This is a genomic window from Wenzhouxiangella sp. YN9, assembly GCF_056324165.1.
Genome location: NZ_JBJNIP010000043.1, coordinates 1 through 26,303, shown reverse-complemented (window position 1 = coordinate 26,303; position 26,303 = coordinate 1). Strand labels below are relative to the sequence as shown.

General features: G+C 64.0%; 24 protein-coding genes and 2 pseudogenes. 15 read left to right on the top strand and 11 right to left on the bottom strand.

Features of this window, described 5'->3' with window-relative positions:
* The first annotated feature begins 81 nt into the window (after window positions 1-81).
* Complete coding sequence (locus ACEWQ0_RS00660) at window positions 82-573, top strand: queuosine precursor transporter (protein WP_476484179.1); 492 nt, start codon at window positions 82-84, stop codon at window positions 571-573.
* A gap of 28 nt (window positions 574-601) precedes the next feature.
* Here ACEWQ0_RS00660 and ACEWQ0_RS00655 read toward each other — a convergent pair whose 3' ends face one another.
* From ACEWQ0_RS00655 to purM, 4 genes are read right to left on the bottom strand one after another with little or no spacing between them, the layout of a single operon-like run.
* Window positions 602-1,888, bottom strand: a complete 1,287-nt coding sequence (locus tag ACEWQ0_RS00655) for a M48 family metalloprotease (protein ID WP_476484178.1) — start codon at window positions 1,886-1,888, stop codon at window positions 602-604.
* Between the two features lie 42 nt (window positions 1,889-1,930).
* On the bottom strand, window positions 1,931-2,641 hold the full coding sequence (locus ACEWQ0_RS00650) for a DUF3108 domain-containing protein (RefSeq protein ID WP_476481330.1): 711 nt from the start codon (window positions 2,639-2,641) through the stop codon (window positions 1,931-1,933).
* A complete protein-coding gene (purN, locus tag ACEWQ0_RS00645) occupies window positions 2,631-3,329 on the bottom strand; it encodes a phosphoribosylglycinamide formyltransferase (RefSeq protein ID WP_476481329.1) in 699 nt (232 codons plus the stop codon). Before purN ends, ACEWQ0_RS00650 begins: the two co-directional genes overlap by 11 nt.
* 3 nt (window positions 3,330-3,332) lie before the next feature.
* A complete protein-coding gene (gene purM / locus ACEWQ0_RS00640; protein WP_476484177.1) occupies window positions 3,333-4,364 on the bottom strand; it encodes a phosphoribosylformylglycinamidine cyclo-ligase in 1,032 nt (343 codons plus the stop codon).
* Window positions 4,365-4,556: 192 nt separating this feature from the next.
* Here purM and ACEWQ0_RS00635 point away from each other — a divergent pair, with 192 nt between their 5' ends.
* The 3 genes from ACEWQ0_RS00635 to ACEWQ0_RS00625 are packed head-to-tail and all read left to right on the top strand — an operon-like array spanning window position 4,557 to window position 6,890.
* The gene (locus tag ACEWQ0_RS00635; protein ID WP_476484176.1) at window positions 4,557-5,597 is read left to right on the top strand and encodes a DUF2066 domain-containing protein; all 1,041 of its coding nucleotides are present in this window, start codon (window positions 4,557-4,559) and stop codon (window positions 5,595-5,597) included.
* Window positions 5,594-6,175 carry a CDP-alcohol phosphatidyltransferase family protein gene (locus ACEWQ0_RS00630; RefSeq protein WP_476481326.1) on the top strand — a complete coding sequence of 194 codons (582 nt, stop codon included), beginning with the start codon at window positions 5,594-5,596 and terminating at the stop codon, window positions 6,173-6,175. The genes ACEWQ0_RS00635 and ACEWQ0_RS00630 overlap by 4 nt, the downstream gene beginning before the upstream one ends.
* 13 nt (window positions 6,176-6,188) lie before the next feature.
* A complete protein-coding gene (locus ACEWQ0_RS00625) occupies window positions 6,189-6,890 on the top strand; it encodes a hypothetical protein (RefSeq protein ID WP_476481325.1) in 702 nt (233 codons plus the stop codon).
* Between the two features lie 5 nt (window positions 6,891-6,895).
* On the opposite strand, the gene asnB is transcribed toward ACEWQ0_RS00625, so the two are convergent.
* On the bottom strand, window positions 6,896-8,554 hold the full coding sequence (asnB, locus tag ACEWQ0_RS00620) for an asparagine synthase B (RefSeq protein WP_476484175.1): 1,659 nt from the start codon (window positions 8,552-8,554) through the stop codon (window positions 6,896-6,898).
* A 4-nt stretch (window positions 8,555-8,558) separates the two neighbouring features.
* On the bottom strand, window positions 8,559-10,271 hold the full coding sequence (locus ACEWQ0_RS00615) for a hypothetical protein (protein ID WP_476484174.1): 1,713 nt from the start codon (window positions 10,269-10,271) through the stop codon (window positions 8,559-8,561).
* 422 nt (window positions 10,272-10,693) lie between these two features.
* Here ACEWQ0_RS00615 and ACEWQ0_RS00610 point away from each other — a divergent pair, with 422 nt between their 5' ends.
* Window positions 10,694-12,277: an alkaline phosphatase family protein gene (locus ACEWQ0_RS00610; RefSeq protein WP_476484173.1), complete on the top strand. Its 1,584-nt coding sequence runs from the start codon at window positions 10,694-10,696 to the stop codon at window positions 12,275-12,277.
* Here the strand turns inward: ACEWQ0_RS00610 and murU are convergent.
* Window positions 12,250-12,918 carry an N-acetylmuramate alpha-1-phosphate uridylyltransferase MurU gene (murU, locus tag ACEWQ0_RS00605; protein ID WP_476481321.1) on the bottom strand — a complete coding sequence of 223 codons (669 nt, stop codon included), beginning with the start codon at window positions 12,916-12,918 and terminating at the stop codon, window positions 12,250-12,252. The genes ACEWQ0_RS00610 and murU overlap by 28 nt on opposite strands.
* A 101-nt stretch (window positions 12,919-13,019) precedes the next feature.
* Here murU and ACEWQ0_RS00600 point away from each other — a divergent pair, with 101 nt between their 5' ends.
* Window positions 13,020-13,910 (top strand): CHASE3 domain-containing protein, encoded by an 891-nt coding sequence (locus tag ACEWQ0_RS00600; RefSeq protein ID WP_476484172.1) that lies wholly within the window; start codon window positions 13,020-13,022, stop codon window positions 13,908-13,910.
* 54 nt (window positions 13,911-13,964) lie between these two features.
* Window positions 13,965-14,846 (top strand): GGDEF domain-containing protein, encoded by an 882-nt coding sequence (locus tag ACEWQ0_RS00595; protein WP_476481319.1) that lies wholly within the window; start codon window positions 13,965-13,967, stop codon window positions 14,844-14,846.
* A 10-nt stretch (window positions 14,847-14,856) separates the two neighbouring features.
* On the opposite strand, the gene ACEWQ0_RS00590 is transcribed toward ACEWQ0_RS00595, so the two are convergent.
* Both ACEWQ0_RS00590 and ACEWQ0_RS00585 read right to left on the bottom strand, forming a co-directional pair.
* Window positions 14,857-15,846 carry an aminoglycoside phosphotransferase family protein gene (locus ACEWQ0_RS00590; protein WP_476481318.1) on the bottom strand — a complete coding sequence of 330 codons (990 nt, stop codon included), beginning with the start codon at window positions 15,844-15,846 and terminating at the stop codon, window positions 14,857-14,859.
* Window positions 15,843-17,687 (bottom strand): glycosyltransferase family 2 protein, encoded by a 1,845-nt coding sequence (locus ACEWQ0_RS00585; protein WP_476484171.1) that lies wholly within the window; start codon window positions 17,685-17,687, stop codon window positions 15,843-15,845. The genes ACEWQ0_RS00590 and ACEWQ0_RS00585 overlap by 4 nt, the downstream gene beginning before the upstream one ends.
* Before the next feature lie 236 nt (window positions 17,688-17,923).
* On the opposite strand from ACEWQ0_RS00585, the gene ACEWQ0_RS00580 reads away from it, so the two are divergent.
* The 6 genes from ACEWQ0_RS00580 to sufU all read left to right on the top strand — a co-directional run bounded on the left by ACEWQ0_RS00580 (window position 17,924) and on the right by sufU (window position 23,912).
* Window positions 17,924-18,385, top strand: a complete 462-nt coding sequence (locus ACEWQ0_RS00580) for an SUF system Fe-S cluster assembly regulator (protein WP_476481316.1) — start codon at window positions 17,924-17,926, stop codon at window positions 18,383-18,385.
* Entirely contained in the window at window positions 18,382-19,827 is a 1,446-nt protein-coding gene (gene sufB / locus ACEWQ0_RS00575; protein ID WP_476481315.1) for a Fe-S cluster assembly protein SufB, read from the top strand. The genes ACEWQ0_RS00580 and sufB overlap by 4 nt, the downstream gene beginning before the upstream one ends.
* 197 nt (window positions 19,828-20,024) lie before the next feature.
* Window positions 20,025-20,780, top strand: a complete 756-nt coding sequence (gene sufC, locus ACEWQ0_RS00570) for a Fe-S cluster assembly ATPase SufC (protein ID WP_476481314.1) — start codon at window positions 20,025-20,027, stop codon at window positions 20,778-20,780.
* A 6-nt stretch (window positions 20,781-20,786) separates the two neighbouring features.
* On the top strand, window positions 20,787-21,989 hold the full coding sequence (sufD, locus tag ACEWQ0_RS00565; RefSeq protein WP_476484170.1) for a Fe-S cluster assembly protein SufD: 1,203 nt from the start codon (window positions 20,787-20,789) through the stop codon (window positions 21,987-21,989).
* Window positions 21,990-22,169: 180 nt separating this feature from the next.
* On the top strand, window positions 22,170-23,417 hold the full coding sequence (locus ACEWQ0_RS00560) for an aminotransferase class V-fold PLP-dependent enzyme (protein WP_476481312.1): 1,248 nt from the start codon (window positions 22,170-22,172) through the stop codon (window positions 23,415-23,417).
* A gap of 48 nt (window positions 23,418-23,465) precedes the next feature.
* A complete protein-coding gene (gene sufU / locus ACEWQ0_RS00555; protein ID WP_476481311.1) occupies window positions 23,466-23,912 on the top strand; it encodes a Fe-S cluster assembly sulfur transfer protein SufU in 447 nt (148 codons plus the stop codon).
* Between the two features lie 325 nt (window positions 23,913-24,237).
* Here sufU and ACEWQ0_RS00550 read toward each other — a convergent pair.
* Both ACEWQ0_RS00550 and ACEWQ0_RS00545 read right to left on the bottom strand, forming a co-directional pair.
* Window positions 24,238-24,912: pseudogene (locus ACEWQ0_RS00550) on the bottom strand (ISL3 family transposase); the annotation flags it as partial.
* Between the two features lie 12 nt (window positions 24,913-24,924).
* On the bottom strand, window positions 24,925-25,479 hold the full coding sequence (locus ACEWQ0_RS00545) for a helix-turn-helix domain-containing protein (RefSeq protein WP_476484169.1): 555 nt from the start codon (window positions 25,477-25,479) through the stop codon (window positions 24,925-24,927).
* Between the two features lie 114 nt (window positions 25,480-25,593).
* Between ACEWQ0_RS00545 and ACEWQ0_RS00540 the strand changes: the two genes are divergently transcribed.
* The gene (locus ACEWQ0_RS00540) at window positions 25,594-26,058 is read left to right on the top strand and encodes a transposase family protein (protein WP_476484168.1); all 465 of its coding nucleotides are present in this window, start codon (window positions 25,594-25,596) and stop codon (window positions 26,056-26,058) included.
* 71 nt (window positions 26,059-26,129) lie between these two features.
* Window positions 26,130-26,303 (top strand): annotated as a pseudogene (locus tag ACEWQ0_RS00535) (transposase); the annotation flags it as partial.

Below are 26,303 nucleotides of genomic sequence, written 5' to 3'. Positions count from 1 at the left end.
TATTGGCGAAAATTCAGCGCGCTGAACAGCCGCTGCGCCCGGTAGAATGGCCGCCTGTCGGTTTACCGTGGGTTGAGCGCCATGCCCCTGCAGATTATCGCCATGGTGCTGGTGGTCGCCAGCTCCAACTACCTTGTCCAGTTTCCGCTCAACGATTGGTTGACCTGGGGGGCGCTGACCTATCCGGTTTCCTACTTCGTTACCGACGTGACCAACCGGCGCTTCGGGCCCGCGCCGGCCCGCAAGGTGGTTTACGTCGGCTTCTCGGTGGGGGTGTTGGTGTCGATCTGGTTGGCCAGCCCGCGTATCGCCATCGCTTCGGGGGCAGCCTTTCTGGTATCCCAGCTGATGGACGTGGCGATCTTCAACCGCCTGCGAAAACGTGCCTGGTGGCAGCCGCCGCTGTTTTCGAGCGTGATCGGGTCGGCCGTCGACACCGCGCTGTTCTTCTGTCTGGCATTTGTCGGCACCGGACTGCCCTGGGCCACCCTGGCCGTGGGAGATTACGGCGTCAAGGTCACGATTGCCCTGACGCTGCTCATTCCCTGGCGCGCGGTAGCTCGGCGCGCTTGAGCCACGATCGCCACGATCGGCCAGGGGGTTACCCCTGTGGCTGGATGGCGCCCATGTCGACAAGGTGCTTGCGGGCGCGCTGCCCGGCCGGGGTGTCGGACTGGGCAGCCACCTTGTAGTGCTCGATGGCCTGCTTGCGGTTGTCGAAGGCGCGCTCGACGTTGCCCAGGTGGAGGTGGCCGTCGGCGGTCTGCAGCAGCTCCAGGCTGGCCTGCAGATCGGTACGGGCGCCTGACCATTGACGGCGCTGTTCGCGCACTATCCCGCGGCGCAGGTGATGGTAGAACCAGCCTGAATCGCGCGCCAGCGCATCCGAAAACGCCTGTTCGGCGGCATCGAAGTCCTTGCGGCCGGCCAGAGCATCTCCGCGCAAGGCGTGGAACAGGGCTTCATCGTCGGCGATGGCAATGGCCTCATCGGCCCGGCGCAGGGCCTCGTCGAAATTGCCTTCCTGAAGCGCCTTGCGGCCGGCGTCGTGGGCCTCGTAGGCGGGCTGCATCCGCTTGAGGCGGGCTACTTGTTGCTGATACTCCGCACGCCCTATGCGCCCGCCACGGCCCAGCTCATCGGCTCGCTTGCGGTTGTTCACGACCCGTTCCTGCGAGGGCGGGTGCGAGGCAAACAAGCCGTCGACCCAGCCCTGCTCGCGGTTTTCCGACAGCCGCACGAAGGTTTCCTGAAGATCCACCGCGGCGGCGGGATCGTAGCCGGCGCGTTTCATGTAGCTCATGCCGTAGTAGTCGGCTTCGCGCTCGGCATCACGCGAGTAGCGCTGCTGAATGAGCTGCGCGCCGAGCATGCCGCCCAGCTGTGCGACCTGGGCGTATTGGCCATCTTCAGTGGCGGCTCCAACGGCGACGCTGCCGAGCATGACCGCGCCCTGGGCCAGGGCCGCGCGTGAAGCAGACTGGGCGCTATGGCTGGCAGCGGCGTGAACGGCCTCGTGGCCGAGCACCGCAGCCAGCTCGGCCTCCGAGCCCAGCTCGGTCAGCAGCCCGCGGTTGACCGCGATCTTGCCGGCCGGCAGGGCCCAGGCGTTGGGTACTGAGCTGTTGATGACATGAAATTCATAGGGCAGTTCGCGGTCGGACTGCTGCGCCACGCGCTGACCGACCGACCGGACGTAGTCGACCACGGATTGATCGACCACCAGATCGCCACCCTGGGCCTGGCGCATTGGCGCATATTGCTGCTGTCCGACCTGGCGCTCCCAGTCCTCGCCATAGAGGCTGAACTCACGTTCGCCGGTGACCGGGTTGGTGGCGCAGCCGGCGACCAGGAGAAGAACGGCGATGGTGCTGAGCAGTCGTTGCATCGGTGATCTCCACGGTGAGTATGGGACGAATTATACGGCTGATCAGTCTTCCGTTCCGGGCTGGCCTTGGCAGCCGTCCAGAGGCAGGTTCGTGCTCACCAGACGGATGTCCAGTTTGTCCTTGCCGCCTTCCCGGCGGAGAATGCGCACCGGCATCCAGTTGAAGTCACCGGCGTGCCATGACAGGTTGGTCTTGTCCGCGCCGGGTTTTTCGATGCGTCGGATGCGCACGGTGTCGAAGCAGCCGGCGGGCACCTTCAGGGTCTCTTCGCCATCGAAGGCATACTGCTTGTGCTTGACTCTATTGCGGTCGAGCAGGGTGAAATCGTGGGTGACCCGGCGCTGCGATTCGTCGGCCAGGTTGGCCGCCAGCTGCAGGCGCAGGCTCAGGGGGTCGACCATGTTGTCGACCAGCTCGATCGTCTCTGTACCGTCTTCGGTGCGCACTTCAGTGGTGCCGGCCTCCCAATCCGTGCGGTGCTGGAAGAAGCGGTTGTTGGCCGGTGCGTGCTGAGCGTGATGATAGGTCAGCATCTGGATGCGGTCGCCGCGCCAGACGAAATGGGCGGCTTCGTCGGCCGACACGTTCAGCGCCTTGACCCACCACGCCGTGGCATGGGTGTCGGAGCGGTAGTGCCAGACGCCGTTGTCGAGCCGTTCGAGGCTGGCGGTGAGTTCGCCGATCTTCTTGCCGTGGCGCAGAACCTCGTAGCGGGCGTCGTGAGCGGGGATCGGGGCGGTGTCAGCGGCCATTGCCGCGCACGAGCAGACAGCCATCAGGAGCCAGGTCGCGGCCAAACTCCAGCGGGTGGTCGAGCGGTTGATCATCGATATGAATGCAGTCATGGCGTAGTTCGACTCGGTATTGGAGCAAAAGTGCCAGCGTGGCCGGGTAAAGCCGGTGTTCCATCGGCAGCAAGCGCTCGGCAAGTGTGTCGGCGGTATCGGCGTTGTCGACGGCGAGCGTCACGCGGCTGATCACCGGGCCGGCGTCGAGCGCGGGGGTAACGAAGTGAACGCTGGCGCCGTGTTCGCGCTCACCGGCGTCGAGCACGCGTTGGTGCGTCTGCAGGCCACGGTGGCGCGGCAGCAGCGAGGGGTGGATGTTGACCAGTCGCCCCAGGTGGCGGGTGACGAACTCCGCCCCGAGAACGCGCATGAAACCGGCCAGCACGATATAGCTTGCGTCGAAGCCGGCAATGGCGGTTGTGAGCGCGGCCTCGAACGCGGCACGGTCGGGGAAGGTTGCGCGCTCCAGCGCCACGGTGTCGATGCCGGCCGCCGCCGCCCGCTCCAGGCCGGCCGCCTGCGCGCGGTCGGAAATGACCGCAGCGATCTCGGCCTTCAGCCAGCCAGCTTCGATTGCTCGCTGGATCGCCTGAAAATTGCTGCCGCGCCCGGACAGCAACACCACCAGGCGCGGTCGCTCGCCGGTGGACATGCTTCAGCAGTACCGCAGGCGTTCGCCGTCACGGTGACGCACGACGCGGCCGATGATGGGCGCCGGCTCACCGAGGGCGTCGGCAATGGCTCCGGCGCGGCTGGCAGGCACGACCAGAACAAAGCCGATGCCCATATTGAAGGTGCGCCGCATTTCGCCATCCGCGATGGCGCCCGAGCGCTGCAGCCAGTCAAATACCGGTGGCGGCGTCCAAGCGCTGGTGTCGATCTCCAGTCCGAGGCCTTCGGGCAGGATACGCACGATGTTTTCGGTCAGTCCGCCGCCGGTAATATGCGCCATGCCCCGGATTTCATGGTGCCCGATCAGGCTCTGGATCTGCGGCACATAAATGCGGGTCGGCGCGAGCAGAGCATCACCGAGGGTGGTTTGGCCCAAAGGCGAGTCGAGCGACTCGCCGCTGCGCTCGATCACTTTTCGAATGAGCGAGTAGCCATTGCTGTGCGGCCCGCTGGCCGCCAGGCCGAGCAGCACGCAATCGGTGTCGATGCCGGCCCCGTCGATGATGTCGTCACGCTCGATGGCGCCGACGGCAAAGCCGGCCAGGTCATACTCCCCGTCGCCGTACATGCCCGGCATTTCCGCGGTCTCGCCGCCGATGAGGGCGCAGCCGGCCTGCCGACAGCCTTCGGCAATGCCCGATACCACCTCGGTTGCCGCGTCGACATCAAGGCGGCCGCAGCCGAAGTAGTCGAGAAAGAACAGTGGCTCGGCTCCACAGACCAGAATATCGTTGACGCACATGGCGACCAGGTCGACTCCGATGGTGTCGTGCCGGCCCAATTCGCGCGCGAGCAGCAGTTTGGTGCCTACCCCGTCGGTACCGGAAACAAGCACCGGATCGCGAAACCGCTGTCCGAGGTGAAACAGTCCGCCGAATCCGCCCAGGCCGCCAAGTACTTCGGGTCGGCTGGTGGCCTTGACCAGCGGCTTGATTCGGTCGACCAGGGCATTTCCGGCGTCGATGTCGACACCGGCGTCGCGGTAGCTCAGGGGCGGTGACGTGCGCTTGTTCATCGCTTGTCGGCGGCCTGTCATTGAGTGACCGGGTATTATGACGTATTGCGCTCTCCGGCGCTGGCTGCAGCGCGATCGCGAGCCCCCATGGGCCATCGGCGCGGCTTGCCTTCGCCCGCTGGAAGCGCTTCCTGTCGCCGGCTTTCAGCGGCGGCTTGGATTGGTTCACCCTGTGCTATCTTTGCTCGCGTCATGCTTCGAATTTTCCTCAGTCTTTTTCTGCTCGGCCTGCTTGTCACTCCGGCTGCGGCTGCTTCTCTTTATACCGGTGAGGTGCCGGTAGAACGCGAAGCACAGGTCGGTGCGACCGAACAGCTTGCGGCGCTCGACGTGGTGCTGGCGCGTTTGACGGGGGACTTCAATCGGTCTCTGGTCAGCGAGCTTGGTCTGACGGCAAGTGATGTGACCGGCCTGATTCTGTCGCAGCAGCGGGTGCAGCGCAGCGTCGTCAATCAAGAGGGGGAGCGCGAGGATTCGCTGCGTCTGCAGGTGGACTTTGATCAGCCTTCGATCAACCAGCTGCTGCGGCGCAATCGTCTGCCGCACTGGGGCGCGGAGCGCCCGGCGGTGTTGCTCTGGGCCGTGGTCGAGGATGAACAGGACACCCGCTTTGTCGCTGACCCCCGGCTGGAGTGGGTCATGGCCGATCAAGCGCGACGGCTGGGCCTGGAGTTGGTGCGCCCGCTGCGTGATGCCATGGATCTGACCGAGATGTCGCTGCAGGACGTGCGCGGCGGGTTTCTCGGTTCGGCCACGGCCAGCGCCCGCCGTTATGGCGCCGGCGTCATCGCCATGCTCGATCTCCGGCTGGCCGATCCGGACCCCGAGCAGCCGCACTGGTCGGGCCGCTGGCGCTGGCGAATCGAGCAACAGGATGCCTCCTACAGTCACAGCGCAGAGCATCCCGAAGCGTTGATTCGCAGCGGTCTGCAGCGGATCGCATCGGCGCTGGCATCGCGCTATGCCGTGCTCGACCTTGACGGCGAACCGGCGCGCTGGCAGGTCACCGTAAACGGCATTGTCGATGAGGTGCAATACGCTGAGGTGCTGCGCCATATCGACAATCTCAGCGTGGTCGAGGAGCTGCGCGTGGTCGCGGCGCAAGACCGGCAGATCACTTTCGAGGCCCTCGCCAGCGGGCAGGATCTGGAAACCTATCTGACGCTGTCGGGCTTGCTGGAAATGGCGCGCCGCCGGAGCGACCGCAGCCTTCACCTCAGGCTGGTCCCTTGAATCTGAGCTTCATTCCCAATCTGCTGACGATCGGGCGCATGGTCGTGGTGCCGCCCCTGGTCTGGCTGCTGCTTGTGGGCCAGTATCAGTGGGCGCTGGCGCTGGCGGTATTCGCCGGCGTGTCCGATCTGCTGGACGGCTGGCTGGCGCGTCGCTTTTCCTGGCAGTCGCGCTGGGGAAGTGTTTTTGATCCTCTGGCCGACAAGATGCTGATGATGGCCGGCTATCTGACGTTGGGCTGGCTGGCCGAGTTGCCCTGGTGGCTGATCGGGCTGGTCATTTTTCGCGACCTGGTGATCGTGATCGGCGGCTATGTCTACTACACCCGTTTCGAACGGTTCGACGCCGAGCCTACCCAGCTGTCGCGCTTCAACACCTTCTGTCAGGTGTTTCTGATGTGGTTCGTTCTCGTTCGCCTGGCCGGGCTGCCGCTGCCCAGAGAAGCGCAGATCGGGCTGGTCTGGCTGGTGGGTCTGCTGGCGGTCATCACGCTCACCCAGTATCTCTGGATATGGGTCGGGCGGGCGATCGTGGTCAGTCGCTCGCGGCGCCGCGGCGAGAGTGACCCCGGGCCCTGAGGTTTCTGCCTGCATGACCCGTCTTCAGCTTCCACTTGCGCTCAATCCGCCGCGTCGGCCGAGCTTTGACAACTTTGTTGCCGGGCCCAACCGGGTGGTGGTGGCCACCCTCAACGGGGGCGTGGCCGTTGGCGAGTGGTGTTTTCTGGCCGGGCCGCCGGGCTCGGGGCGTTCGCATCTGCTGGCCGCCTTTTTTGCCGAGCGTTGCCGGCAGGGCGAGCAGGCGCATTTTGTCGCCCTGAAAAAACCGCGTCAGCATCTGCTGCTGGAACACGCCACGGGCCACTGGGTGGTGCTTGATGATATCGACCAGCTGGCCGGCGATCCGGAAGGCGAGCAGGCGCTTTTCAATGCGCTCAACCGCTGGCGTGCCGAGCGCACGGGGGTGCTGATGTCGGGGGCGGGGCGTGCGGCGTTCGCGCTGCCCGACCTGCGTTCCCGCCTGGGTCAGGCTACCCGTTTGACGCTCAAGCCGCTCGAGGAACCCGAGCTGGGCGAGCTGGTTCGCAAGCTGGCCGCCGAACACGAAGTCGTGCTGGGTCGGGGCGTGGTCGAGTATGCGCTCAGCCGTGCGCCCCGCAACCCCGGCTGCCTGGCCGAGCTGATCCAGACCGGTGCCCAGCGGGCGCTGGTGGAGCGGCGCACGTTATCGGTGCCGCTGGTGCGCGACTTGCTCAACGAGGGAGTTGCGCAGCGTCGATCAAACGCGCTCTGATCGGCTCAATACGCCTGTTTGTGCACCCCGCGCACGGCGCGGCCGGACGGGTCGCTCAAGTTCATCAGGGCTGCATCCCAGGCCAGCGCTTCGGGCGTGGAGCAGGCCACCGACGGCCCATCGGGTACGGTGGTGGCGGCTGCCGGAGAAGGGAAATGCCGCTCGAACATCCGGCGGTACAGGCAGGCCTCCCTGGAGGTCGGCGGGTTGACCGGGAAGCGCTGCGCCGCTTCGGCCAGCTCCCGATCGCTTACCCGCGCCTCGGCATGCTCTTTCAGGGCATCGATCCAGCCGTAGCCGACACCGTCGGAAAACTGCTCCTTCTGGCGCCACAGGATCTCGTCGGGCAGCAGGCCTTCCCCGGCTTCGCGCAGGATGGCCTTTTCGGGCCGGCCGGCACCGGCCATCTTGGCGGCCGGGTCGATCGACATGGCGGTATCGAGAAACGCCAGATCGAGAAACGGGACCCGGGCTTCAACTCCCCAGGCCGCCATCGCCTTGTTGGCGCGCAGGCAGTCGAACTGGTGCAGTTTGTCGAGCTTGCGCACGGTTTCCTCGTGAAAGGCACGCGCATCGGGCGCCTTGTGAAAATACAGATAGCCGCCGAAGATTTCGTCTGCCCCCTCGCCGGAGAGCACCATCTTGATGCCCATGGCCTTGATGCGCCGGGCGAGCAGGAACATCGGCGTTGCCGCGCGTACGGTCGTGACGTCGAAGGTCTCGATATGGGCAATCACGTCGTCGAGCGCGTCGAGGCCTTCCTGAATGGTGAAGTGGAACTCGTGGTGTTGCGTACCGATGGCTTCGGCGGCAATGCGCGCCGCCGCCAGATCGGGTGATCCTTCCAGGCCGATGGCAAAGGAGTGCAGACGCGGCCACCAGGCCGTTTCGGTATCGCCCGACTCGATGCGGTGGTCGGAGTAGCGCCGGGTGATGGCGGCAATCAGCGATGAGTCCAGGCCGCCGGAGAGCAGTACACCGTAGGGTACGTCGCACATCATCTGACGGTGCACGGCATCTTCCAGCGCCTGCCTGAGCAGGCCCCGGTCAGCGGGCCGGGTGACGTTGTCGAACTCGCGCCAGGCCGGCTGATGCCAGCGACGGATCTCGCCCTCGTGCGAGTCGAGCAGGTGGCCGGGCGGAAAGATGTCGACTTGCCGGCACCAGGGCTCGATGGCCTTCAGCTCGGAGGCAACCCAGAGCATGCCGTCGTCGTCGCGCCCGTGGTAGAGCGGCATGACGCCGACCGGATCGCGCGCAATCAGGTAGCGATCCTCTGCCTTGTCGAAGAGCACGAAGGCGAAAATGCCGTTGAGGCGATTCAGGAATTCGCTGCCGTACCTGCGGTAGAGGGCGAGGATGACCTCACAGTCCGAGCCGGTCTGGAAATCGTGGTCCGCGCACTCAGCGCGCAGTTCGCGATGATTGTAGATCTCGCCGTTGACGCCCAGCGCCAGGTTTCCGTCGGTGGACACGAGGGGCTGCGCGCCGGATTCGATGTCAACGATTGCCAGGCGCTCGTGGGCGATGATCGCGCACTCGTGGACGTGGATGCCGCTCCAGTCGGGGCCGCGGTGACGCTGTCTTTTCGAGGCCTCCAGGGCAAGGCCCCGCAGGCCGGTGCGGCCTGCGGGGATATCAAAGAGGCCGAGAATGGAACACACGGCTTCAGTCCTTGAGCGTGACCGTGCTGCGGAACTCGATGCCGCGCTCGGTCAGGTGCATGCTCGCTTCGGTGTAGTCGTACAGCTCGGCCATGGCGTCCAGGGCCGCGGCGGGGCTGTCGTTGAGCGCTTCGTCATCCTCGGTCTGCAGTTTTTCCTGCATGCCGGCCATCAGGTCGCCCAGGGCGTCGGCATAGCCGGCAAAGTTGATGCCGTAGCTGAACACGGCGCCATCGCTCTCGCCCGGCTCCATGGCCTCGTTGAGCGCATCCTTCTGCTGCTCGCCCACCGCCAGACCAAGTGCCCCGTCGCTCATGCCGATGAAGGCAGCGATGCCCTCGGGCAGGTTCGGGATCACCTCGGCCGGTACCGGCTGGGGCTCGCCACCCGGCTCGAGCTGAATGGCGGCCAGCTCCGGCGAAAACATCTGCGCCATGCCCAGCATCATCTGCGGGTTGCGCATGAACAGCGCCAGCGAGCCGTTGGCGGATTCGACGTTGAACTGATCGTCGAGGTTGAGGCTGTCGAGGTTCAGTCGCAGGCCGTGAAAGTTGGTGACGACCGGCGGAATGGGTTGGTTGAGGGTGGTCTGCCATTCACCGGCCTTGGCGCCAATGCTGGAAAACAGCGGGCACTGGGGCGGGTTCTCCACCCAGCCACCGACCACTTCGCGGGCAAAATCACGTGTGCCCACGATGTTGAGTGCCAGCCCGAACTCGATGACGCCGGCATTTTCACCGCCAAGGTCGATCGGCGTGTCGGCAATGGTCTGCATGCGCTGAGCAAAAGTCGGGTCGGCTTCGACGGTCATGTCGAAGGCCATTCGATTGTCACTGACTTCCGTATAGCCCAGGCTGGCGCGCGGGAACAGCGCCACCAGCGCGTTCAACTCGCTGCGACAGGCCGGGTTGCCGGCGATCTGGCCCAGCTCGGTGGACTCGCGAACCGCGGCCAGCATCTCTTCGTCGCTGTCGAGCAGCTGATTGATCAGCCGGCCAAAGTCCATGAAGCCGCTGCCGTAGGGCGTATAGCCGCGTTCGTCGGAAAAACTCTCCAGGTCGGTTGGATCATACGCCCGGGTCGGCTGGTCCAGGTTGGCCACGCGCCGCAGCAGGGTGTCGTTTTCGGGCACCAGCGCCAGGGTGGCAAAGCGGTCGTCGTAGGAAAGCGCGACGCCGACATCTTCCAGCTCGGCCCACAGCACCTCGCGATCCTCGATCTTGCGCCAGTTCAGCTCGGTCTCGGCATCGGCCGCAATGCGCTCGAGCGTGGCGCGAAAGGCTTGCGCATCGGACAGCTGCCAGTGAATGAAGGGATACAGGCTCACGGCGTGCATGGCCCAGTGCCCGTTGGGGTCGAGGCCACGCTCGGCAAAGGCGGCGGCACCGTCGATTTTCGAGAACTCGCGCAGAATCGCGGCGGCCACCGGGGCGTCATCGAGCTCGTCGGCAAGTTCGTTGTAGTTCTTGCTGTGAAAGTCCGACATGGACTGCAGCGGCGCCCAGAGCTTCTCGCTGAGATCTTCAGGAATCGGCTCGAGGTTGGCCAGCAGCAGGGCGGTATCGGCATCGACGCGATCGAAAAGCGTCGCGGCGATGTCGGATTGATCGGAACCGGCGTCGAACGGGCGGTCCGATGCCGAGCTGTCTGCTTCGTCCTGGCCGCAGCCGACGACGAGCAGAGTGGAAAAGCCGAGAACGGCAAGCTTGCGGATCATGATTCAATTCCCTCCGGGGGATGTTCGGTTAGCGAAATCTGGTGCTAGTGTTGTACTTCACCAACACACCTGTCAAGAGGCAGCGTCAATTCGTCCCGTCGCCACGATTCTGGTACTGCGATTGGCTAGTGCCCGGTGGCCTTGGTTCTCCGGCCGGGTCTTGCAGTGCTCCCGGCCTGCTGTCCGGGCGCCCTGGCCCCGTCGAACACGGCAACTGCGTTCACCTTCGGGCATGCTCGTGGCCCAAGCGGGTACGGTATCCCGAGCAATATCGATCTCGAGCGCCAACGCTGCCCAGAAAGACTGGCAGGTGCAAAGTGTAGCCGGTCACAGCGGCGCTGTTCAATTGCGTTGGGCGTCAAACACGTCAAGCGCGAACCCGGCCCGCCATTATATTTGCAGGATGCCTTAGACTCGAGCGCATGAACAGACTGATTTGTTTCTTGCTTGTTGCCATCTCGTGGATGTGGCTGTCGCCTGGCGTGGCCGCGGCCGGAGAAAGCCCGGCGCGCTGGTACCGCGACGGCCAGACCCTGATTGCCGAACGCCGCTCGGCGCTGGATGCTCCGGGCGAGGCGCGCAACGTGATCCTGTTTGTCGGCGACGGCATGAGCCTGGCCACGGTAGCGGCGGCGCGCATTCTCGAAGGCCAGCTGCGTGGTGAATCGGGGGAGGAGAACCTCCTTCACTTCGAGCATTTTCGCCATACCGCCCTGGCCAAGACCTACAACACCAATCAGCAGACGCCCGACTCGGCCGGCACGATGACGGCCATGACCACTGGCGTGAAGAGCTTTGCCGGTGCCATTGCCGTTGATCAGAACGCCACGCGCGCCGACTGCGATTCGATGCGCGGCAGTGAGCTGGTGACCCTGCTTGATCTCGCCAAGCTGGGCGGGATGAAGGCCGGCATCGTGACCACCACCCGCATCACCCACGCCACTCCGGCCGCGCTGTATGCCCGCGCAGTGGATCGCCAGTGGGAAACCGACCGCGGCATTCCCTCTTCGCAGCGCGAGCTCGGCTGCCATGACATCGCGCGCCAGCTGATCGAGTATCCACTGGGCCGCATCGACGTGGTCTTCGGTGGCGGGCGTCGGGCCTTTCTGCCTGCCAGCGTGAGCGATCCGGAAGACGCCGATCAGCGAGGCCACCGCGGCGACGGCCGCAACCTGATCGAGGAGTGGCAGGCCATCCACGAAACCGGGCGCTACGTGTGGAATCTGGACGGATTCGAGGCGCTGCAGGCACCTGCCGAGGGTCCGGTTCTCGGGCTGTTTCAGCCCAGCCACATGCACTACGAGCACGACCGCGCCGACGATATTGCCGGCGAACCTTCCCTGGCCGACATGACGGCCAGAACCGTCGACCTGCTGTCCGACTCAGAGCAGGGGTTTTTCATGATGGTCGAGGGCGGTCGCATCGATCATGCACATCATGCCAACAACGCCTGGCGCGCACTGACCGACGCCATCGCCTTTGCCGAGGCGGTCGGCCGCGCCGACGCCATGACCGGCGAAGACACCCTGATCATCGTGACCGCCGATCACGGTCATGCCCTGACTTTTGGCGGCTACGGCAGGCGCGGCAACCCGATCGCCGGGCTGGCAGAAAGGCCGGGTCTGGAGGGCGGTGAGCCGCGCCTGATGCGAGACGAGGAAGACAGACCGATCACCGTGCTGGGCTATGCCAGCGGTCCGGGCTATCGCGCCGGAAAGCGGCCGGACTTCAGCGAAGTCGATCCCCGCAACCCCGACTACCTGCAGGAGTCAGCGGTGGGGCTGTGGTCAGGCGGGCACTCGGGCGAAGACGTTCCGGTATACGCCCGGGGGCCGGGCGCCGCGGCCATTCATGGTGTGATCGAGCAGAATGCCATCTTCCACGCCATCGTCGAGGCCACGGCGCCGCTGAGGAAAGCGGCTGCGACGCTCGCCGGCGACGACGGCCTGCCGGACTTAGAGCGTGCGCGCTGTCTTGCTCAGGAGGCTGCGAGGCCGGACTGCTGAGCCCGCGCGAGCCGCTGTGGCGTGCCGATATCAGCCCAGCAACCGGCAAAGTGCTCGCCGCTGACGCGCCCGGCGACGATGGCCTGTTCCAGAACGGGACGCAGTGGCTTGGGCCCCGGAGGCAGGTCGGCAAACAGTTCGGGGTGGAACACCGCGATGCCGCTGAAGGTCAGGCGGCGCCCCGTGCCCGAGTGCACTCGGCCTGCGCTCAGCTTGAAGTCGCCTTCGGGATGATGCACGGGATTGTCGACCAGAACCAGGTGAGCCTGCGCCTGCGGGCGGGCAGGCAGGTGCTCGAAGCGGTAGTTGGTCAAGATGTCGGCGCTGACCACGATGAACGGGTCGTGACCCAGCAGGGGCAGGGCCTGGACGATGCCACCGGCGGTATCGAGGGCGCCGGGAGGCTCGGGCGAATAGTCGATCTGCAGGCCGAAATCATCGCCGCTGCCGACCTGGTCGACGATCTGATCACCTAGCCAGGCCAGGTTGATCACGACCCGCTTGATTCCGGCGCCCGCCAACCTTTCCAGGTGCCGGACAATCATGGGTCTGCCGCCAACTTCGATCAGCGGCTTGGGCGTGGTGTCGGTCAGCGGCCGCAGGCGTTCGCCGCGGCCGGCGGCCAGGATCATGGCGCGCAATGGCGGTCTCCACTGGTCAGCATGCAGGCTGCATAGTCTAAATGCATCGGCCACGCGTTACACTGAACTCTGCACCGCCATCACCATCGTATCGGCAGCTCATGCGTCAAGCCTACAGTCGAGCCTATCAACGTACCTTCTCCGGCCAGCGCCGCACCATCGGCCAGCAGGTGGCGATTGACGCCCTGGTGCCCTGCGCGCTGGCCCTGTTGATCGCCCTGGCGGTCTATCAGTTGATGCATGACCACGCCGAACTGTCGCATCAGGTCGAGCGCAGCAGCCAGCGGGTGACTCTGGGACAGCAGATGTTGATCAGTATCTTGGACCTGCAGGCCGGTACAAGCGACTTTGTCATTGCCGGCGAGCGCGACGCCCTCACTCCCTATCAGCAGGCCACCGACCGCCATGCCGCGATTCTGGCGCAGGGCCGGCAGACATGGCCAGAGGGCACGAGGCAGCGCCGGCTGCTGGAGCGCTTTGCCGATCTTTTCCAGAGCTATTGCGACGAGATCGCCGAGCCCGTCATTGCGCTGCAGCGCAGCCTGCCACCGCGGGAACAGGGCGGTGACGCGTCGGCGCAGGAAGAGCTGGAGGCCATCATTTCCAGCCAGCGCAGCCGGGCGCTGGTCGACGAGATGAAGCGCAGTTCCCGCGAGTTGATCGAACACGCGCGCAATCAGGTTGCCACCCGCACCGAGCGGGCCGAGCTGCGGCAGCGGCAGGCACAGCTGGTGGGCATCATCGGCGCTCCGCTGGCGGTCTTGCTGGGGCTGCTGCTGGTGGCGGCCGCCATCGGCCGCGTTCGTCACGGCCTGCAAAGCCTGGCCGATGCCTCCGAGCGCGTCGCGCAGGGTGATCTTGCCCATCGCATCCACCTGGAAGACAGCCGCGAGCTGGCCCAGCTGGCCGACAGTTTCAACCGCATGGCCGAGCGTCTGGCCGAGCGCCATCGGCAGGGCATGCTTCTCGATCGGCTGACGCGGGCATTGTAGGGTTGTCAGCATATCGACGAAGCCTTTGAAGTGGCCTCAGGTTATGTCTCGAAGATGCTCCTGGGCACCCGCGGGGCCGTTGCCGTCTATCGCGCCTCGCGTGACCACCTGACCACGGCCATTACCTGGGCGACCGAGAATGATTCGGCTCCGGAGGATGGCGTATTCAATCCCGACGACTGCCTGTCTCTGCGTTCGGGCTACAGCTATCACTTCTGCAAGCAGCAGGGCGATCCTGGCTGCCGCCACTTTCCGCTGTGTGGCCAGAGCGAAGGCTTGTGCATTCCCATGATGGACCGCGGTGAGGTGCTAGGCGTGCTCAGCCTCACGCCGTTGGAAGGCTCGCACCTGGGCGAACCGACGCGACAGATGGCTGCGGTGCTGGCCGAAACGCTGTCGTTGAGCACGGGCAATCTGCGCTTGCGTGAGAAACTGCACCGGCAATCCATCCGTGACCCGCTGACCGGGCTCTACAACCGCCGCTTTCTGGATGAAACACTGGCCCGTGAGCTGTCGCGCAGCCGTCGGACCGGCCATCCGCTGTCGCTGATCATCTTCGACGTCGACCACTTCAAGCGTTTCAACGACAGCTGGGGCCACGATGCCGGAGATGCAGTTCTGGTGACCATCGCCGGCGTGATGCAGGAGCAGGCGCGTGATATGGATCTGGTCTGCCGGCTTGGCGGCGAGGAGTTCGTCATCGTGCTGCCGCGAACCATGCCCGAACAGGCGCTGGAGGCGGCCGAGCGGCTGCGCAATACGGTTGCCGAGCGGCCCCTGCACCACGAACGTCAGCTGCTCGATCACGTCACGATATCACTGGGGGTGGCGGGCTTCCCGCTGCATGCCGACCAGGCCGATGCGCTGATCAGACAGGCCGACCAGGCGCTTTATCGGGCCAAGCGAGCCGGCCGCAATCGGGTCGAGGGCGCCTGAAAATGCGGCGTCAGGCGGCCCGCCGGCGCCAGGCTGTCAGCAGGCGGTCAAGCTCGGCAAGCTCCGGGTTGCGCGCAATGGCGTGTTTGAGGTAGCCGAAAAACCGCGGAGCATCGTCCAGATACTTCGGCTTGCCGTCGCGATGGCGAATGCGTGCAAAGATGCCGATCACCTTGAGGTGGCGCTGCACGCCCATGAAGTCACAGGTTCTGCGCCATAGTTGCGGGTCTTCGGCAACGGGCAGCCCGGCCGACAGGGCCCTGCGCCGATAGTCTTCCAGCCAGGCGTCGGTGCGTTCGACCGGCCAGCTGATGAAGGCATCGCGGAACAGGCAGACCGGATCGTAGCTGATCGGGCCGCGTACCGCGTCCTGAAAGTCGATGATGCCGGGGTCGGCCTGGCCCTGGATCAGATTGCGCGGCATGTAGTCGCGGTGGCAGAACACCTGCGGCTGGTCGAGGGCCCAGCGAATCAGGGTGGCGCACAGCAGGTCCCAGGCATCGAGCTCGCCTTCGCTTGGTTCGACCCGCCAGTGGCGCGCCAGAAACCAGTCGGTGAACAGCGCCAGCTCGCTCAGCAGCAGGGCCGCATCGTAGTCGGGCAGGCCGGTGGTGTCAGCCCGGCCCTGGATGCGGATCAGCGCCTCGACGGCGTTGCCGTACAGCCGGTCGGCATTGCCGTCGTCGAGCAGGTGGTGATAGGGCTGTGAGCCCAGGTCTTCCAGCAGCATCAGGCCGCGTTCGGCATCGTGGGCGAATATCTCGGGCACATGCACGCCGCTGTCGGCCAGCCGCGCGGCGACGTCAGCGAAGGCCCGGGTGTTGTTTTCGAGCTCCGGCGGGGCATCCATGACCACGCGTGAGTCCTGCCCCGAGCGCAGCCGGAAGTAGCTCCGGAAGCTGGCGTCGCTGGAAATCGACTCCTGGGAGAAATCAGTCCAGCCTAGCTGCTCCCCGGCCCAGGAAACGGCAAGTTCGCGACGCGGCTCGGCGGCCGTCATGAGAAACGCTCCAGCAGCTGAGGCAAGTCGGTCTTGGCGCAGTATTGCCAGGCCAGCTCCCAGTCGGGAAGGGCCGAAGCATAGCTGGACAGGAAGTCGGGGAGCGCGGCGGCAAGCTGTTGTACGTGACGCTCGTCGGCGCTGTCGTATTGGCCATGAGCCGCGATGCTGGCTTCGAAGGCGCGCGCGAGCCACGGTGGAGCGGCGAGCTGGTCACGCGTTGCAGCCACGTGCTGCAGCGTGGTCTCACGCAAGGACAGCAGCTCGCGGCGAACCCTTGACTGCAGTTCGTTCTGACTGGTGCGGCTCAGGCCCGAGAAAAAATCGGCGAGCAGATCGATACGCGACCGGATCGAGCCCTTGGGCGCGACCGCCTGCAGCGTTTCGAGCTGCGTTGCCAAAAAGCCGGCGCGGGTGATGGTTCGCGGCTTGGCGATGTCCTGATCGGTCCACGCTCTGGGGTCGGGCGGAGAGTGAACGAGCATGTGCGGCAGATTGATCTGCAGCGCGCCCGGGTGCAGGTAGCTGACCAGCGCGCCGAACAATAGGTCTTCGGCCTGCTGCCGGGCTTGAGTCGGCAGCAGCAGCTGTCGGTTGTCAATGGACGTCATTCCGCCGGTCATCAGGCCGAACGCGGTCGAGGCCTGGGGCTGAATGGCACAGCGCGCCACCTGGCGGCGCCCGAGCAGTTCGCGATATCGAGCTTCGCTTTCGCAAAGCGGCGCGAGCGCATCGGCGTTTTCGGCGAAAATCCAGTGGATGTTGCCAGTGCCCGGATCACCCAGCGTGCCGCTGGTGGCCAGCAGCGCCCGATTCTGCGGCTCCAGTTCGGCCCAGAGCTGAGGATCCAGGTCGTGGAAGAGCTTGGCGGGCTCGTCTTTTCCAGACGTTGCAAACTGCGCGGCAGTTTTGCCCAGATAGCGTGCGTGCAGTTCGAGCGGGTGGCCGTCGACCGCCGGAAAATGCGATTCGGCAGGCGCTTGATCGGGCGGCGGAAATTCGAGCCGGGCGTGCTGCATTCTCACAAAGGCGGGCTGATCGCGACATGCCGACAGCTGGTGGAGCTCAATCGTCATGTCGTCGTCCATGAGGGCCAGCCCGGTTCCGGCGCTTGCGAGCAGCGCAAAGTTGAAGCCGGTCCCGAAGCTGCGCGCCTCGTCACCGGCATCTCCCTCCAGGTGCCAGCTCAGTGCTTCGAGTCGCGCGCCGGAGTGGGCGGCCAGATGTTCGAGCATCGCGCGGCAGCGATCACGATCGATCAGCTGCAGCCTGCCGTCAAAGCGCGGGCGCATGTCCGCGATGACCCGGCGCGTGGCTTGCCGGCTGCCGGGCTGGCGGCTGTCGTCAAAAACGATGCAGTGCTCGAGGTCAGCCGGAAGGGGCTGGGCCGCGAGGCTTGCCAGAAGGCGCTCGAGACTGTCCGGTCGGTCGCAGGTGCGGATCCATAAGGTTTCGATTGCCGGCGGGCCTGCCTGGTCGGCATCAGCGCTGGACCGTACCAGTTCGCCATACAGGTCGCGCGCGGTTTTCAGCAGCCCCAGATCAGCCAGCCTGGCCAGCGACTGGCGAACAGCCCCGGATTGCGCGCTGCGCAGCCGCAGGGTTTTCACGATGTGTCCTGTGTGCTCATCGAGCGTTCTCAGCCGGCCGCATTGTCCAAGCAGCTGGGCCAGCTCGAGCGGCAGCGCTTCAACGCTGCCGCTGCCTTTTTCGAGCAGGAGCGCCCGCGACTCGCTCGCCGTGTAGGCGTCAAACGGGGGTGCAATATACTGGTCCGCAGGCGGTGCTTTCGCGGCGCCGCCGCCCGATGAAATGGAAAAGCTGAAGTCCGTTCCAGACACTGCCCAAGCACCTTGAATCGTTTGGCAAAGCGCGTAGTGTACCTTGCAGGCTGCTGGCGTTCATCGGCGTGGCGTGTGCTTTGACGGCATCCGGGCGTGCGAACGCCCACCAACAGAATCAAGCTTGCTGAAGCCTGAAAATCACGCGTTTTTAGGGAAAGAATACTAAATCGGTCTTGTTTAAGATGGCTTTGACCCGCATAATTATGGGCGAGGTCGTTTCGGGCGTTTCATGCATGCTGAGAATCAGTAAATTGACGGACTACGCGACGGTGCTTCTGGCCGAGCTGGTACACCGCCCGCACGAGTGCCTGCCCGCCCGTCGTCTGGCCGAGCTGAGCCGGCTCGAGCTGCCGACTGTGGCCAAGGTGCTCAAGACGCTGGCGCGCGCCGGCCTGGTCAACTCCGTTCGCGGCGTCAACGGCGGCTACAAGCTGGCCGACGCGCCCGAGGACATTTCCGTGGCCTGCATCATTCAGGCCATGGAAGGGCCGATCGCACTGACCGAGTGTGGTCTCGAGTCCGGGCTGTGTCTGCATGAGCCCGACTGCAGCCTGCGGGGCAACTGGCAGAAGATCGGACAGGCCGTTGAAAATGCCCTGTCCGCAATGAGCCTGGCCGACCTCGCCGAACCCGCTTCGCGCCGCATTGCCATCCGCGCACAAGTGGTGGCTGAACCGCCAAGGGAAATTTCATGAGTCAGACCGTCGAACAAGTTCAGGACTACATTCAGCAGCGCTACAAGGCCGGTTTCTACACCGACATTGAAATGGATCGTATTCCGGCGGGCCTGAATGAAGAGATCATCGCCATGATTTCGGCCAAGAAGGATGAACCCGAGTGGCTCCTGGAGTGGCGCCTGAAAGCGTTTCATCAGTGGAAGAAGATGGTAGGCCCCGATTGGGCCCACCTGAATCTGCCGGAAATCGACTTCCAGAAGATTCACTACTACGCCGCGCCCAAGCAGAAGAACCGGCCCAAGAGCCTCGACGAGGTTGATCCCAAACTGCTCGAAACCTTCGACAAGCTGGGTGTGCCGCTGCACGAGCGCGAGCGTCTGGCCGGCGTGGCCGTCGATGCCGTGTTCGACTCGGTGTCGGTCGGCACCACCTTCAAGGAGGAGCTCAAGGAGGCCGGCGTGATTTTCTGCAGCTTCTCCGAGGCGGTGCAGGAATATCCTGACCTGGTACGCGAATACCTGGGCTCGGTGGTCCCGCATACCGACAACTACTTCGCCGCGCTCAACTCGGCGGTGTTTACCGACGGGTCCTTCGTCTATATTCCGAAGAACACGCGCTGCCCGATGGAGTTGTCGACCTACTTCCGCATCAACGCCGAGGATACCGGTCAGTTCGAGCGCACCCTGATCATTGCAGAACCCGGCAGCCACGTCAGCTATCTGGAAGGCTGCACCGCGCCGATGCGCGACGAGAACCAGCTGCATGCGGCGGTGGTCGAGCTGGTCGCCAAGGAAGGCGCCCATATCAAGTACTCCACCGTTCAGAACTGGTACCCGGGCGACGAGGAAGGCAAGGGCGGTATCTACAACTTCGTGACCAAGCGCGGCGACTGCCGCGAGGACGACTCGCGCATCACCTGGACGCAGGTTGAGACCGGCTCGGCCATCACCTGGAAATATCCGTCCTGCATTCTCAGGGGCGATCGGTCCGCCGGCGAGTTCTACTCGGTTGCGCTGACGCGTAACTACCAGCAGGCCGATACCGGCACCAAGATGATTCATCTGGGCAAGAACACTACCAGCAAGATCATCGCCAAGGGCATTTCGGCAAGCAAGAGCAACAACAGCTACCGCGGGCTGGTGCGCATGGCGCGTCGCGCCGACAACGCTCGCAACTATACCCAGTGCGACAACCTGTTGATTGGCAAGACCTGCGGGGCGCATACCTTCCCCTACATCGAGTCGTTCAACCCCACGGCCGTGGTCGAGCACGAAGCGACCACCTCGCGTATCGGCGAGGACCAGCTGTTCTACTGCCGTTCTCGCGGCCTGGACGAGGAAGACGCGGTCGCGCTCATCGTCGACGGCTTCTGCAAGGAAGTGTTCCGGGAGCTGCCGATGGAGTTCGCGGTAGAAGCCAAGGCGCTGCTCGAGATTTCCCTCGAAGGAGCCGTTGGCTAGGAAAGAATCGAAGATTGCGCAGGTTGCGGTTGCCTCCGCGACCGGCTGGATGGCAGGTTTGAACACGCGCAGCGATGCGTGCACAGAGCCTTGAAGTCCAGCGTCGGGGAGCTGATCTCGGCCTGCGCGAAACAGACACCGATACCGCCGGGGATGCAACCCCGACCTCCGCGAAACAGAAACCAGACGGAATAGCAATGCTGAAGATCAAGAACCTGCACGTCCGCATTGACGGCAAGAACATACTCAACGGCCTCGACCTCGAGATCGGCCCCGGTGAGCTTCACGCCATCATGGGCCCCAACGGCTCTGGCAAGTCGACGCTCGGCTATGTGCTGGCCGGCCGCGAAGGCTACGAGATCACCGAGGGCTCGATCGAGTTCGATGGCACCGATCTGGCCGACATGGAGCCCGAGGAGCGCGCCGCCGCCGGTCTGTTCATGGCCTTCCAGTATCCGGTCGAGATTCCCGGCGTGAACAATGCCTACTTCCTGCGCTCGGCGCTCAACGCCCAGAGAAAGGTCAGAGGCGAGGAGCCGGTCGACTCGATGACATTTCTCAAGACCGTGCGCGAGCTGCTCGGCCAGCTCAAGATGGACGACACGCTGCTCAAGCGCGCCGTCAACGAAGACTTCTCCGGCGGCGAGAAAAAGCGCAACGAGATCGTGCAGATGGCCGTGCTCCAGCCGCGCATGGCGGTGCTTGACGAGACCGACTCGGGGCTGGATATCGACGCGCTCAAACTGGTGGCTGAAGGCATCAACCGCCTCAGGAACCCCGAGCGCAGTTTCATGGTCATCACCCACTATCAGCGCCTGCTCGAGCACCTGACGCCTGATTATGTGCACGTGCTCTCGGAAGGCCGCATCATCGAGTCGGGTGACAAGCAGCTTGCCCAGCGTCTCGAGAGGGAAGGTTACTCCTATCTCCAGGCCGAAGCGGCCGAGGCTTGAGCAACCATGAGTGAACTGGCTGAAAAACTGGTAGCACCCGCCGAGCCGGTCGCGGGCGAGTTTGCCGACCTGCGCCAGCGTGCCCGTCGCGCGCTGATGCAGCACGGCTTTCCGACCCTCAAGACCGAAGCCTGGAAGTACACTCCGATCAAGCTGCTCGAAAAGCGCGACTTCACCGCCAGCGGTTCATCGCCGTCGGCGCCTTCAGAGCTGCCCTTTGCAGCTGATGTGTTGCACTTCGACAACGGCATCCTGAATGCCGATGCGATCACGCTTCCCGCAGGCGTCACGCTGGAGCCGGCCGGGCTCGACGAGTTTGACGGGCTGGAGTATGGCGGCCGCGAGGATGCCTTTGCCTGGCTCAATCTGGCCTGCTTTGCCCAGGCCTGGAAGCTGACGATAGACGCTGAGCTGGCGCGCCCGCTGGTGTTGGCCACCACCACGGCCGACGATTTTGCAGCGGCGGTGCATCCGAGGCTGTTCATCGAGCTGACAGGCAATGCCCGCGCCACGCTGATCGAAACCCACACCGGCGCCGGCGAGGGCATGGTCAACGCCGTCAGCAGCGTTCGCGTGGGCAAGGGGGCGGCGCTCAATCATGTGATGCGGCGTTCCGGCAGCGATACCGTGCACATTGCGCGCACCGACGTCGATGTCGCCCGCGATGCCGACTACCAGAGCTTCGTTCTTGACACCGGCACCCGGCTCGGGCGTCAGGACATCAGCATCTTTCTCAACGAGTCCGGCGCCGAGGCCGAGATCGACGGCACCGTCATCCTGAATTCAAGGCAGCACGTCGACTATCACACCGCGATCGACCACTGCACCGGCCATACTCACAGCCGGGAGACCTTCCATCTGCTGGCCGACGGCAGCGGCGTGGGTGTGTTCAACGGCCGCATCCACATCCACAAGGATTCCGACGACAGCCATTCCGATCTCAGTACCGCCAGCCTCTTGCTGGGTGACATGGCCCGCATCAACGCCAAGCCGGAACTGGAGATCTATTCCGAAGAAGTCACGGCAGCCCATGGTGCTACCATCGGGCAGCTTGACGAAGACGCCCTGTTTTATCTGCGCACGCGTGGCCTGCCGGCCGAAGAGGCCAACAGCCTTCTGAAATACGGCTTTGCCGCCGGGCCACTGGAAGGGCAGGCCGAAGAGGCGGTGCGCGACTGGTTGTTGAGTGAACTGCAGGCTGTACTTTGAAAACCTGTTGGAACCGCGGAGGGCACGGAAGACACGGAAGCTGGAATGTTTTTACAGACAGCGCACGCGGAAGGTTCTTCTCCAATGATGCGTCGCTTCTAGACCAGTCGATCTGAAACGGGCTCATTGCCGTGCATTTCGTGTCTTCCGTGGTTCCATGTTGAGTATCGAAAAACGCCAATGGAAACAGTCGAATCCAAAGTAAAAGATCAGCTCGACGTATTCGCCCTGCGCGAGCAGTTCCCCGTGCTCGCCCGCGAAGTACACGGCAAGCCGCTGGTCTATTTCGACAACGCCGCCACGGCGCAGCGACCGCTGAAGGTCATCGAGGCGATGGATGACTTCTATCGCCGCTACAACGCCAACGTTCACCGCGGTGTCCACCAGCTTTCCGTCGAGGCCTCCGAGCAGTTCGAAAATGCCCGCGAGTCCGTTCGCCGCCTGCTCAATGCCGACTCCATTCGCGAAGTCATCTTCACCCGCGGCACCACCGAGGCGATCAATCTCGTTGCCCAGGCCTACCTGCGTCCAAGGCTGACGGAAGGCGACGAGATCCTGATCACGCACATGGAGCACCACGCCAATATCGTGCCGTGGCAGCTTTTGTGCGAGCAGACCGGTGCGGTGCTCAAGGTCGCGCCCATCAACCAGCGCGGCGAGCTGCTGGTCGATGAGCTGGCGGCCATGATCAACGAGCGCACAAAGCTCATCGGCTTGGTGCACGTCTCCAACGCCCTGGGCACAATCAACCCGGTCGAGGAAGTCTGCCGCATCGCCAGAAAGCACGACGTGCCCGTGCTTGTCGACGGCGCCCAGGCCACGCCGCACATGGCCGTCGACGTCCAGGCTCTGGGCTGCGATTTCTACTGCGTCTCCGCGCACAAGATGTACGGCCCGACCGGCATCGGCGCGCTGTGGGCGCGCGAGTCGATTCTTGAAGACATGCCGCCATGGCAGGGTGGTGGCGAGATGATCAACCGCGTCAGCTTCGAAGGCACCAGCTACAGTGATCTGCCGCACAAGTTCGAAGCCGGCACGCCCAACATCTCCGGCGCCATCGGCTTCGGCAAGGCCGTGGAGTTCCTCGAAGAGATCGGTTACGAGGGCATCGTCTGGCAGGAAGAGCGCCTGCTTGAAGAGGCCACCAAGAAGATGCAGGCCATCGACGGCCTGACCATCATCGGCACGGCACAACACAAGAGCCCGGTCGTGTCCTTCACCCTGGAAGGCGCCCACCCAAACGACATCGGCACGATTGTCGATCACTACGGCGTGGCCATCCGCACCGGCCACCACTGCGCCATGCCCGTCATGCAGTTCTACGACGTACCCGCAACCGCGCGCGTGTCGTTCGCTCCGTACAACCTGCACAAGGAAATCGACGTCTTCATCGAAGCCCTGGGCAAGGCCCGCGACATGCTCGCCTGAGCGAGCCATCTGATTGCGCGCCAGCGGCGGCTGATAGAATTCTCCGCCATGGCACTCGAGCAGCTCTACCAGCAGGTCATACTCGACCATAACCGCTCCCCGCGGTACCAAGGCCGCCTGCAGGATGCAACCCATAGCGCCCGCGGGCAGGACGCCCTGTGTGGCGACGACATCCTGGTCGAGTTACGCGTGGCCGACGGAACGATCCAGGAAGCTGCCTTCTCGGGCGAAGCCTGCGCCATTACGAAAGCCAGCGCTTCCATGTTGATGGAATGGCTCCCTGGCCGATCGTCGGGCGAGCTCAAAATCGAGTTCAAGCGATTCTGCCAGCTACTTGACGATACCAACCTGCCAGACCGCCCTGATCTGGGCGATATGAATTGCCTGCGAGCCGTCAGCGGGTTTCCCGCCAGGGTACGTAATGCTTTGTTGCCCTGGCGTACTGCAATAAGTGCGCTCGAGGGGGCGGGGAAAGTGGCCCAATCTCCAGCATAAGACCGATTCCCGGGGCAATGGGCGACTTGATCACTAAGCGCTGTTTTTTGAACTAGTTGCAAGTGGGCTCCTATGAGACAGCTCATCCCCCTGGTTCTGGTATTTGGATTTTGGAGTAGCGACGTCTATCCATACCGCTGTATCCTTCCTGACCCATCGTTAGAACGGCAGATAGAGAAAGAGTTAGAGCAGGCATCAGCCGTTTTCATCGGATACCCAGAAAGTATCCGCACAGTGGCGTCTAACTCATCATTTTGGCTATATCCGGATCTCGCAAAGCCTTGAACCGCCAGCATGCTTGATCTGATTGGACTCTGGGCATTTTTCATAGTGTACGGAACCGTGATGGGATTTGCTCAGGCAGATCGAGGTCTCCAACAGCCAGGAAGATCATGTCGGAGAAGGTATCGAGATGGCGGTAGCCACTGGCGCGGTTTTTGACGATCTTGACGATGCGATTGATGCCCTCAGCAATGGCATTGGTGACGCGGGTATCGATGAAGGCGACCACGGCCTGTTGATGCTTGCGCAGGGTGCGCACGAACTGGCGCATCGGCTCTAGGCGGCTGAGCAAGGCAGACCGGGTCCAGCGCTTGAGAAAACGCTCGGCCGCCCAGGTCGCCTTGTAGTTCCAGAACTGCTCGAACTCCTCTTTGAGTTGCCAGGCACGGTAGATGCGCCGGTTGTGCTTGTCGAGCGCCTTGAGGTTGCGGGTATCGCGCCGGGTACGGGTCGATGAGTGGCGATACAGCAGCCAGCGCAGCCCTTTGAGTATCTTGCGATCAGCCCGGCTGGCCTCGCGCCACTGCTGCTTGCGCACCTCGTCGACGGCCTCGTTGAGCGCTTTGACGATATGGAAGCGATCCAGTACCAGCGTGGCATTCGGGCAGTGGGTTTCGATGGCCCCGATGTAAGCCTGGCTCATGTCGCAGCAGGCAGCCCGGATGCGGGCTTTCTGGTAGTCGCTCAGGGTCTCGCTGAAGAAGCGGTCAACGGCCTCTCGGCCCTTTCCCTAGCCAACCCACACCACACAGGAGCGCTCCAGATCGTAGACCAGCGTGGCGTACTTGTGACCCTTGTGATAGGAGATTTCGTCAATGCCGATGGTCCTGAGCCCCCGGATCCGATGCTCGCAACGCAGCCTGGCAATCGAGCGATGCAGCAGCTCCGACAGGGTCGAGGTCGGCAGTCGCAGCAGCTCGGCGGCCGCCTTCTGCGACATGATCTGGCCGTAGCGCAGCATCAGGTACTCGAAGCGATAGCTGACCCGCACACCAGCATCGGCCCAGGGCAGGCGCTCGGTGACCCGGCCGTGGGTGGCGCAGCGGATCTCGCGCGGCCAGTACATCAGCCAGATCGACCACGGTCCAACCGGGATGTCGCGCCAGAACCGGGGCTGGCGCCGCTGGCGGATAATCTTGCCCCGGCGGCCGCATTCCGGGCAGCGACAGCCGTTCTTGAACGGCTTGATCAGCACATCGAGGCGGTTGCCGCGCCGAAAGGCCAGGCCGGTGCAGCGAAACCCTTTGAACTTGAGAAGCTTTCCGATAAGCTTGGAGGCGGTCATGGGGCTCATCTCCTGTCCCGTTTGTTCGCGAAAACAAAACTGGCTCTTCCCGGTTTTGTGTGGGCTGACCGGTTCGGATAGGCTACCGGCTGGCCCCATTTCGAGTCCAGTTTTATGCATGATCGCGAGCTCTACCGCCAGATTCTTGGCATCCAGGCGCCTTGGGAAGTCTCCGAGGTCGAAGTCGACCTGCCCGGCACCGGTGTGACCGTCCATATTCGGCATTCCGGCTCGGATCCGGCCTGCCCGCAGTGCGGGACGGGCTGTTCGGGCTACGACACCCGCGAGCGCAAGTGGCGCCACCTCGATACCTGCCAGTACAAGACCTGGCTGATCGCCCAGGTGCCGCGGGTCCGATGTCCGAAGCACGGCGTTCATCAGCTTCCGGTGCCCTGGGCGGAGAATAACAGCCGACTGACGGCACTGTTTGAGGCGCTGGTGATCGACTGGCTCAAGATCGGCACGATTTCCGAAGTGGCCGAGCGGCTCGATTTGAGCTGGTCTGTGGTCAGTGGTGTTCAGGAGCGCGCGGTGGCACGCGGCCCCCTGTGTGTCAACATCCCTCCCAACAGTACCTGATCGGTTTTATCTGTAACATTCAGGGCGCTTACGGAGCGAAGAGATGTCTGATTCCAACGAAGTTGTCACCGACCCGCCAGCAGCGCTGCTGGGTGCACAAGACCGCCAATGTCCTCGACAAACTGCCCAAGCGGGTCCAGCCCCAGGCCAAGTCGATGATCCATGAGATCTGGCAGGCCGATAGCCGGGGAACGGCTGAGAAAGCCTTCGAGCGCTTCTTGGCAACCTTCGGCGACAAGTACCCC

Excerpts from the sequence above, each read along its gene's own strand:
- ACEWQ0_RS00660 (WP_476484179.1), top strand. The coding sequence starts at position 82 with ATGCCCCTGCAGATTATCGCCATGGTGCTGGTGGTCGCCAGCTCCAAC.
- ACEWQ0_RS00655 (WP_476484178.1), bottom strand. The coding sequence starts at position 1,888 with ATGCAACGACTGCTCAGCACCATCGCCGTTCTTCTCCTGGTCGCCGGC.
- ACEWQ0_RS00650 (WP_476481330.1), bottom strand. The coding sequence starts at position 2,641 with ATGGCCGCTGACACCGCCCCGATCCCCGCTCACGACGCCCGCTACGAG.
- purN (WP_476481329.1), bottom strand. The coding sequence starts at position 3,329 with ATGTCCACCGGCGAGCGACCGCGCCTGGTGGTGTTGCTGTCCGGGCGC.
- purM (WP_476484177.1), bottom strand. The coding sequence starts at position 4,364 with ATGAACAAGCGCACGTCACCGCCCCTGAGCTACCGCGACGCCGGTGTC.
- ACEWQ0_RS00635 (WP_476484176.1), top strand. The coding sequence starts at position 4,557 with ATGCTTCGAATTTTCCTCAGTCTTTTTCTGCTCGGCCTGCTTGTCACT.
- ACEWQ0_RS00625 (WP_476481325.1), top strand. The coding sequence starts at position 6,189 with ATGACCCGTCTTCAGCTTCCACTTGCGCTCAATCCGCCGCGTCGGCCG.
- ACEWQ0_RS00615 (WP_476484174.1), bottom strand. The coding sequence starts at position 10,271 with ATGATCCGCAAGCTTGCCGTTCTCGGCTTTTCCACTCTGCTCGTCGTC.
- ACEWQ0_RS00610 (WP_476484173.1), top strand. The coding sequence starts at position 10,694 with ATGAACAGACTGATTTGTTTCTTGCTTGTTGCCATCTCGTGGATGTGG.
- ACEWQ0_RS00600 (WP_476484172.1), top strand. The coding sequence starts at position 13,020 with ATGCGTCAAGCCTACAGTCGAGCCTATCAACGTACCTTCTCCGGCCAG.
- ACEWQ0_RS00595 (WP_476481319.1), top strand. The coding sequence starts at position 13,965 with ATGCTCCTGGGCACCCGCGGGGCCGTTGCCGTCTATCGCGCCTCGCGT.
- ACEWQ0_RS00590 (WP_476481318.1), bottom strand. The coding sequence starts at position 15,846 with ATGACGGCCGCCGAGCCGCGTCGCGAACTTGCCGTTTCCTGGGCCGGG.
- ACEWQ0_RS00580 (WP_476481316.1), top strand. The coding sequence starts at position 17,924 with ATGCTGAGAATCAGTAAATTGACGGACTACGCGACGGTGCTTCTGGCC.
- sufB (WP_476481315.1), top strand. The coding sequence starts at position 18,382 with ATGAGTCAGACCGTCGAACAAGTTCAGGACTACATTCAGCAGCGCTAC.
- sufC (WP_476481314.1), top strand. The coding sequence starts at position 20,025 with ATGCTGAAGATCAAGAACCTGCACGTCCGCATTGACGGCAAGAACATA.
- sufD (WP_476484170.1), top strand. The coding sequence starts at position 20,787 with ATGAGTGAACTGGCTGAAAAACTGGTAGCACCCGCCGAGCCGGTCGCG.
- ACEWQ0_RS00560 (WP_476481312.1), top strand. The coding sequence starts at position 22,170 with ATGGAAACAGTCGAATCCAAAGTAAAAGATCAGCTCGACGTATTCGCC.
- sufU (WP_476481311.1), top strand. The coding sequence starts at position 23,466 with ATGGCACTCGAGCAGCTCTACCAGCAGGTCATACTCGACCATAACCGC.
- ACEWQ0_RS00545 (WP_476484169.1), bottom strand. The coding sequence starts at position 25,479 with ATGACCGCCTCCAAGCTTATCGGAAAGCTTCTCAAGTTCAAAGGGTTT.
- ACEWQ0_RS00540 (WP_476484168.1), top strand. The coding sequence starts at position 25,594 with ATGCATGATCGCGAGCTCTACCGCCAGATTCTTGGCATCCAGGCGCCT.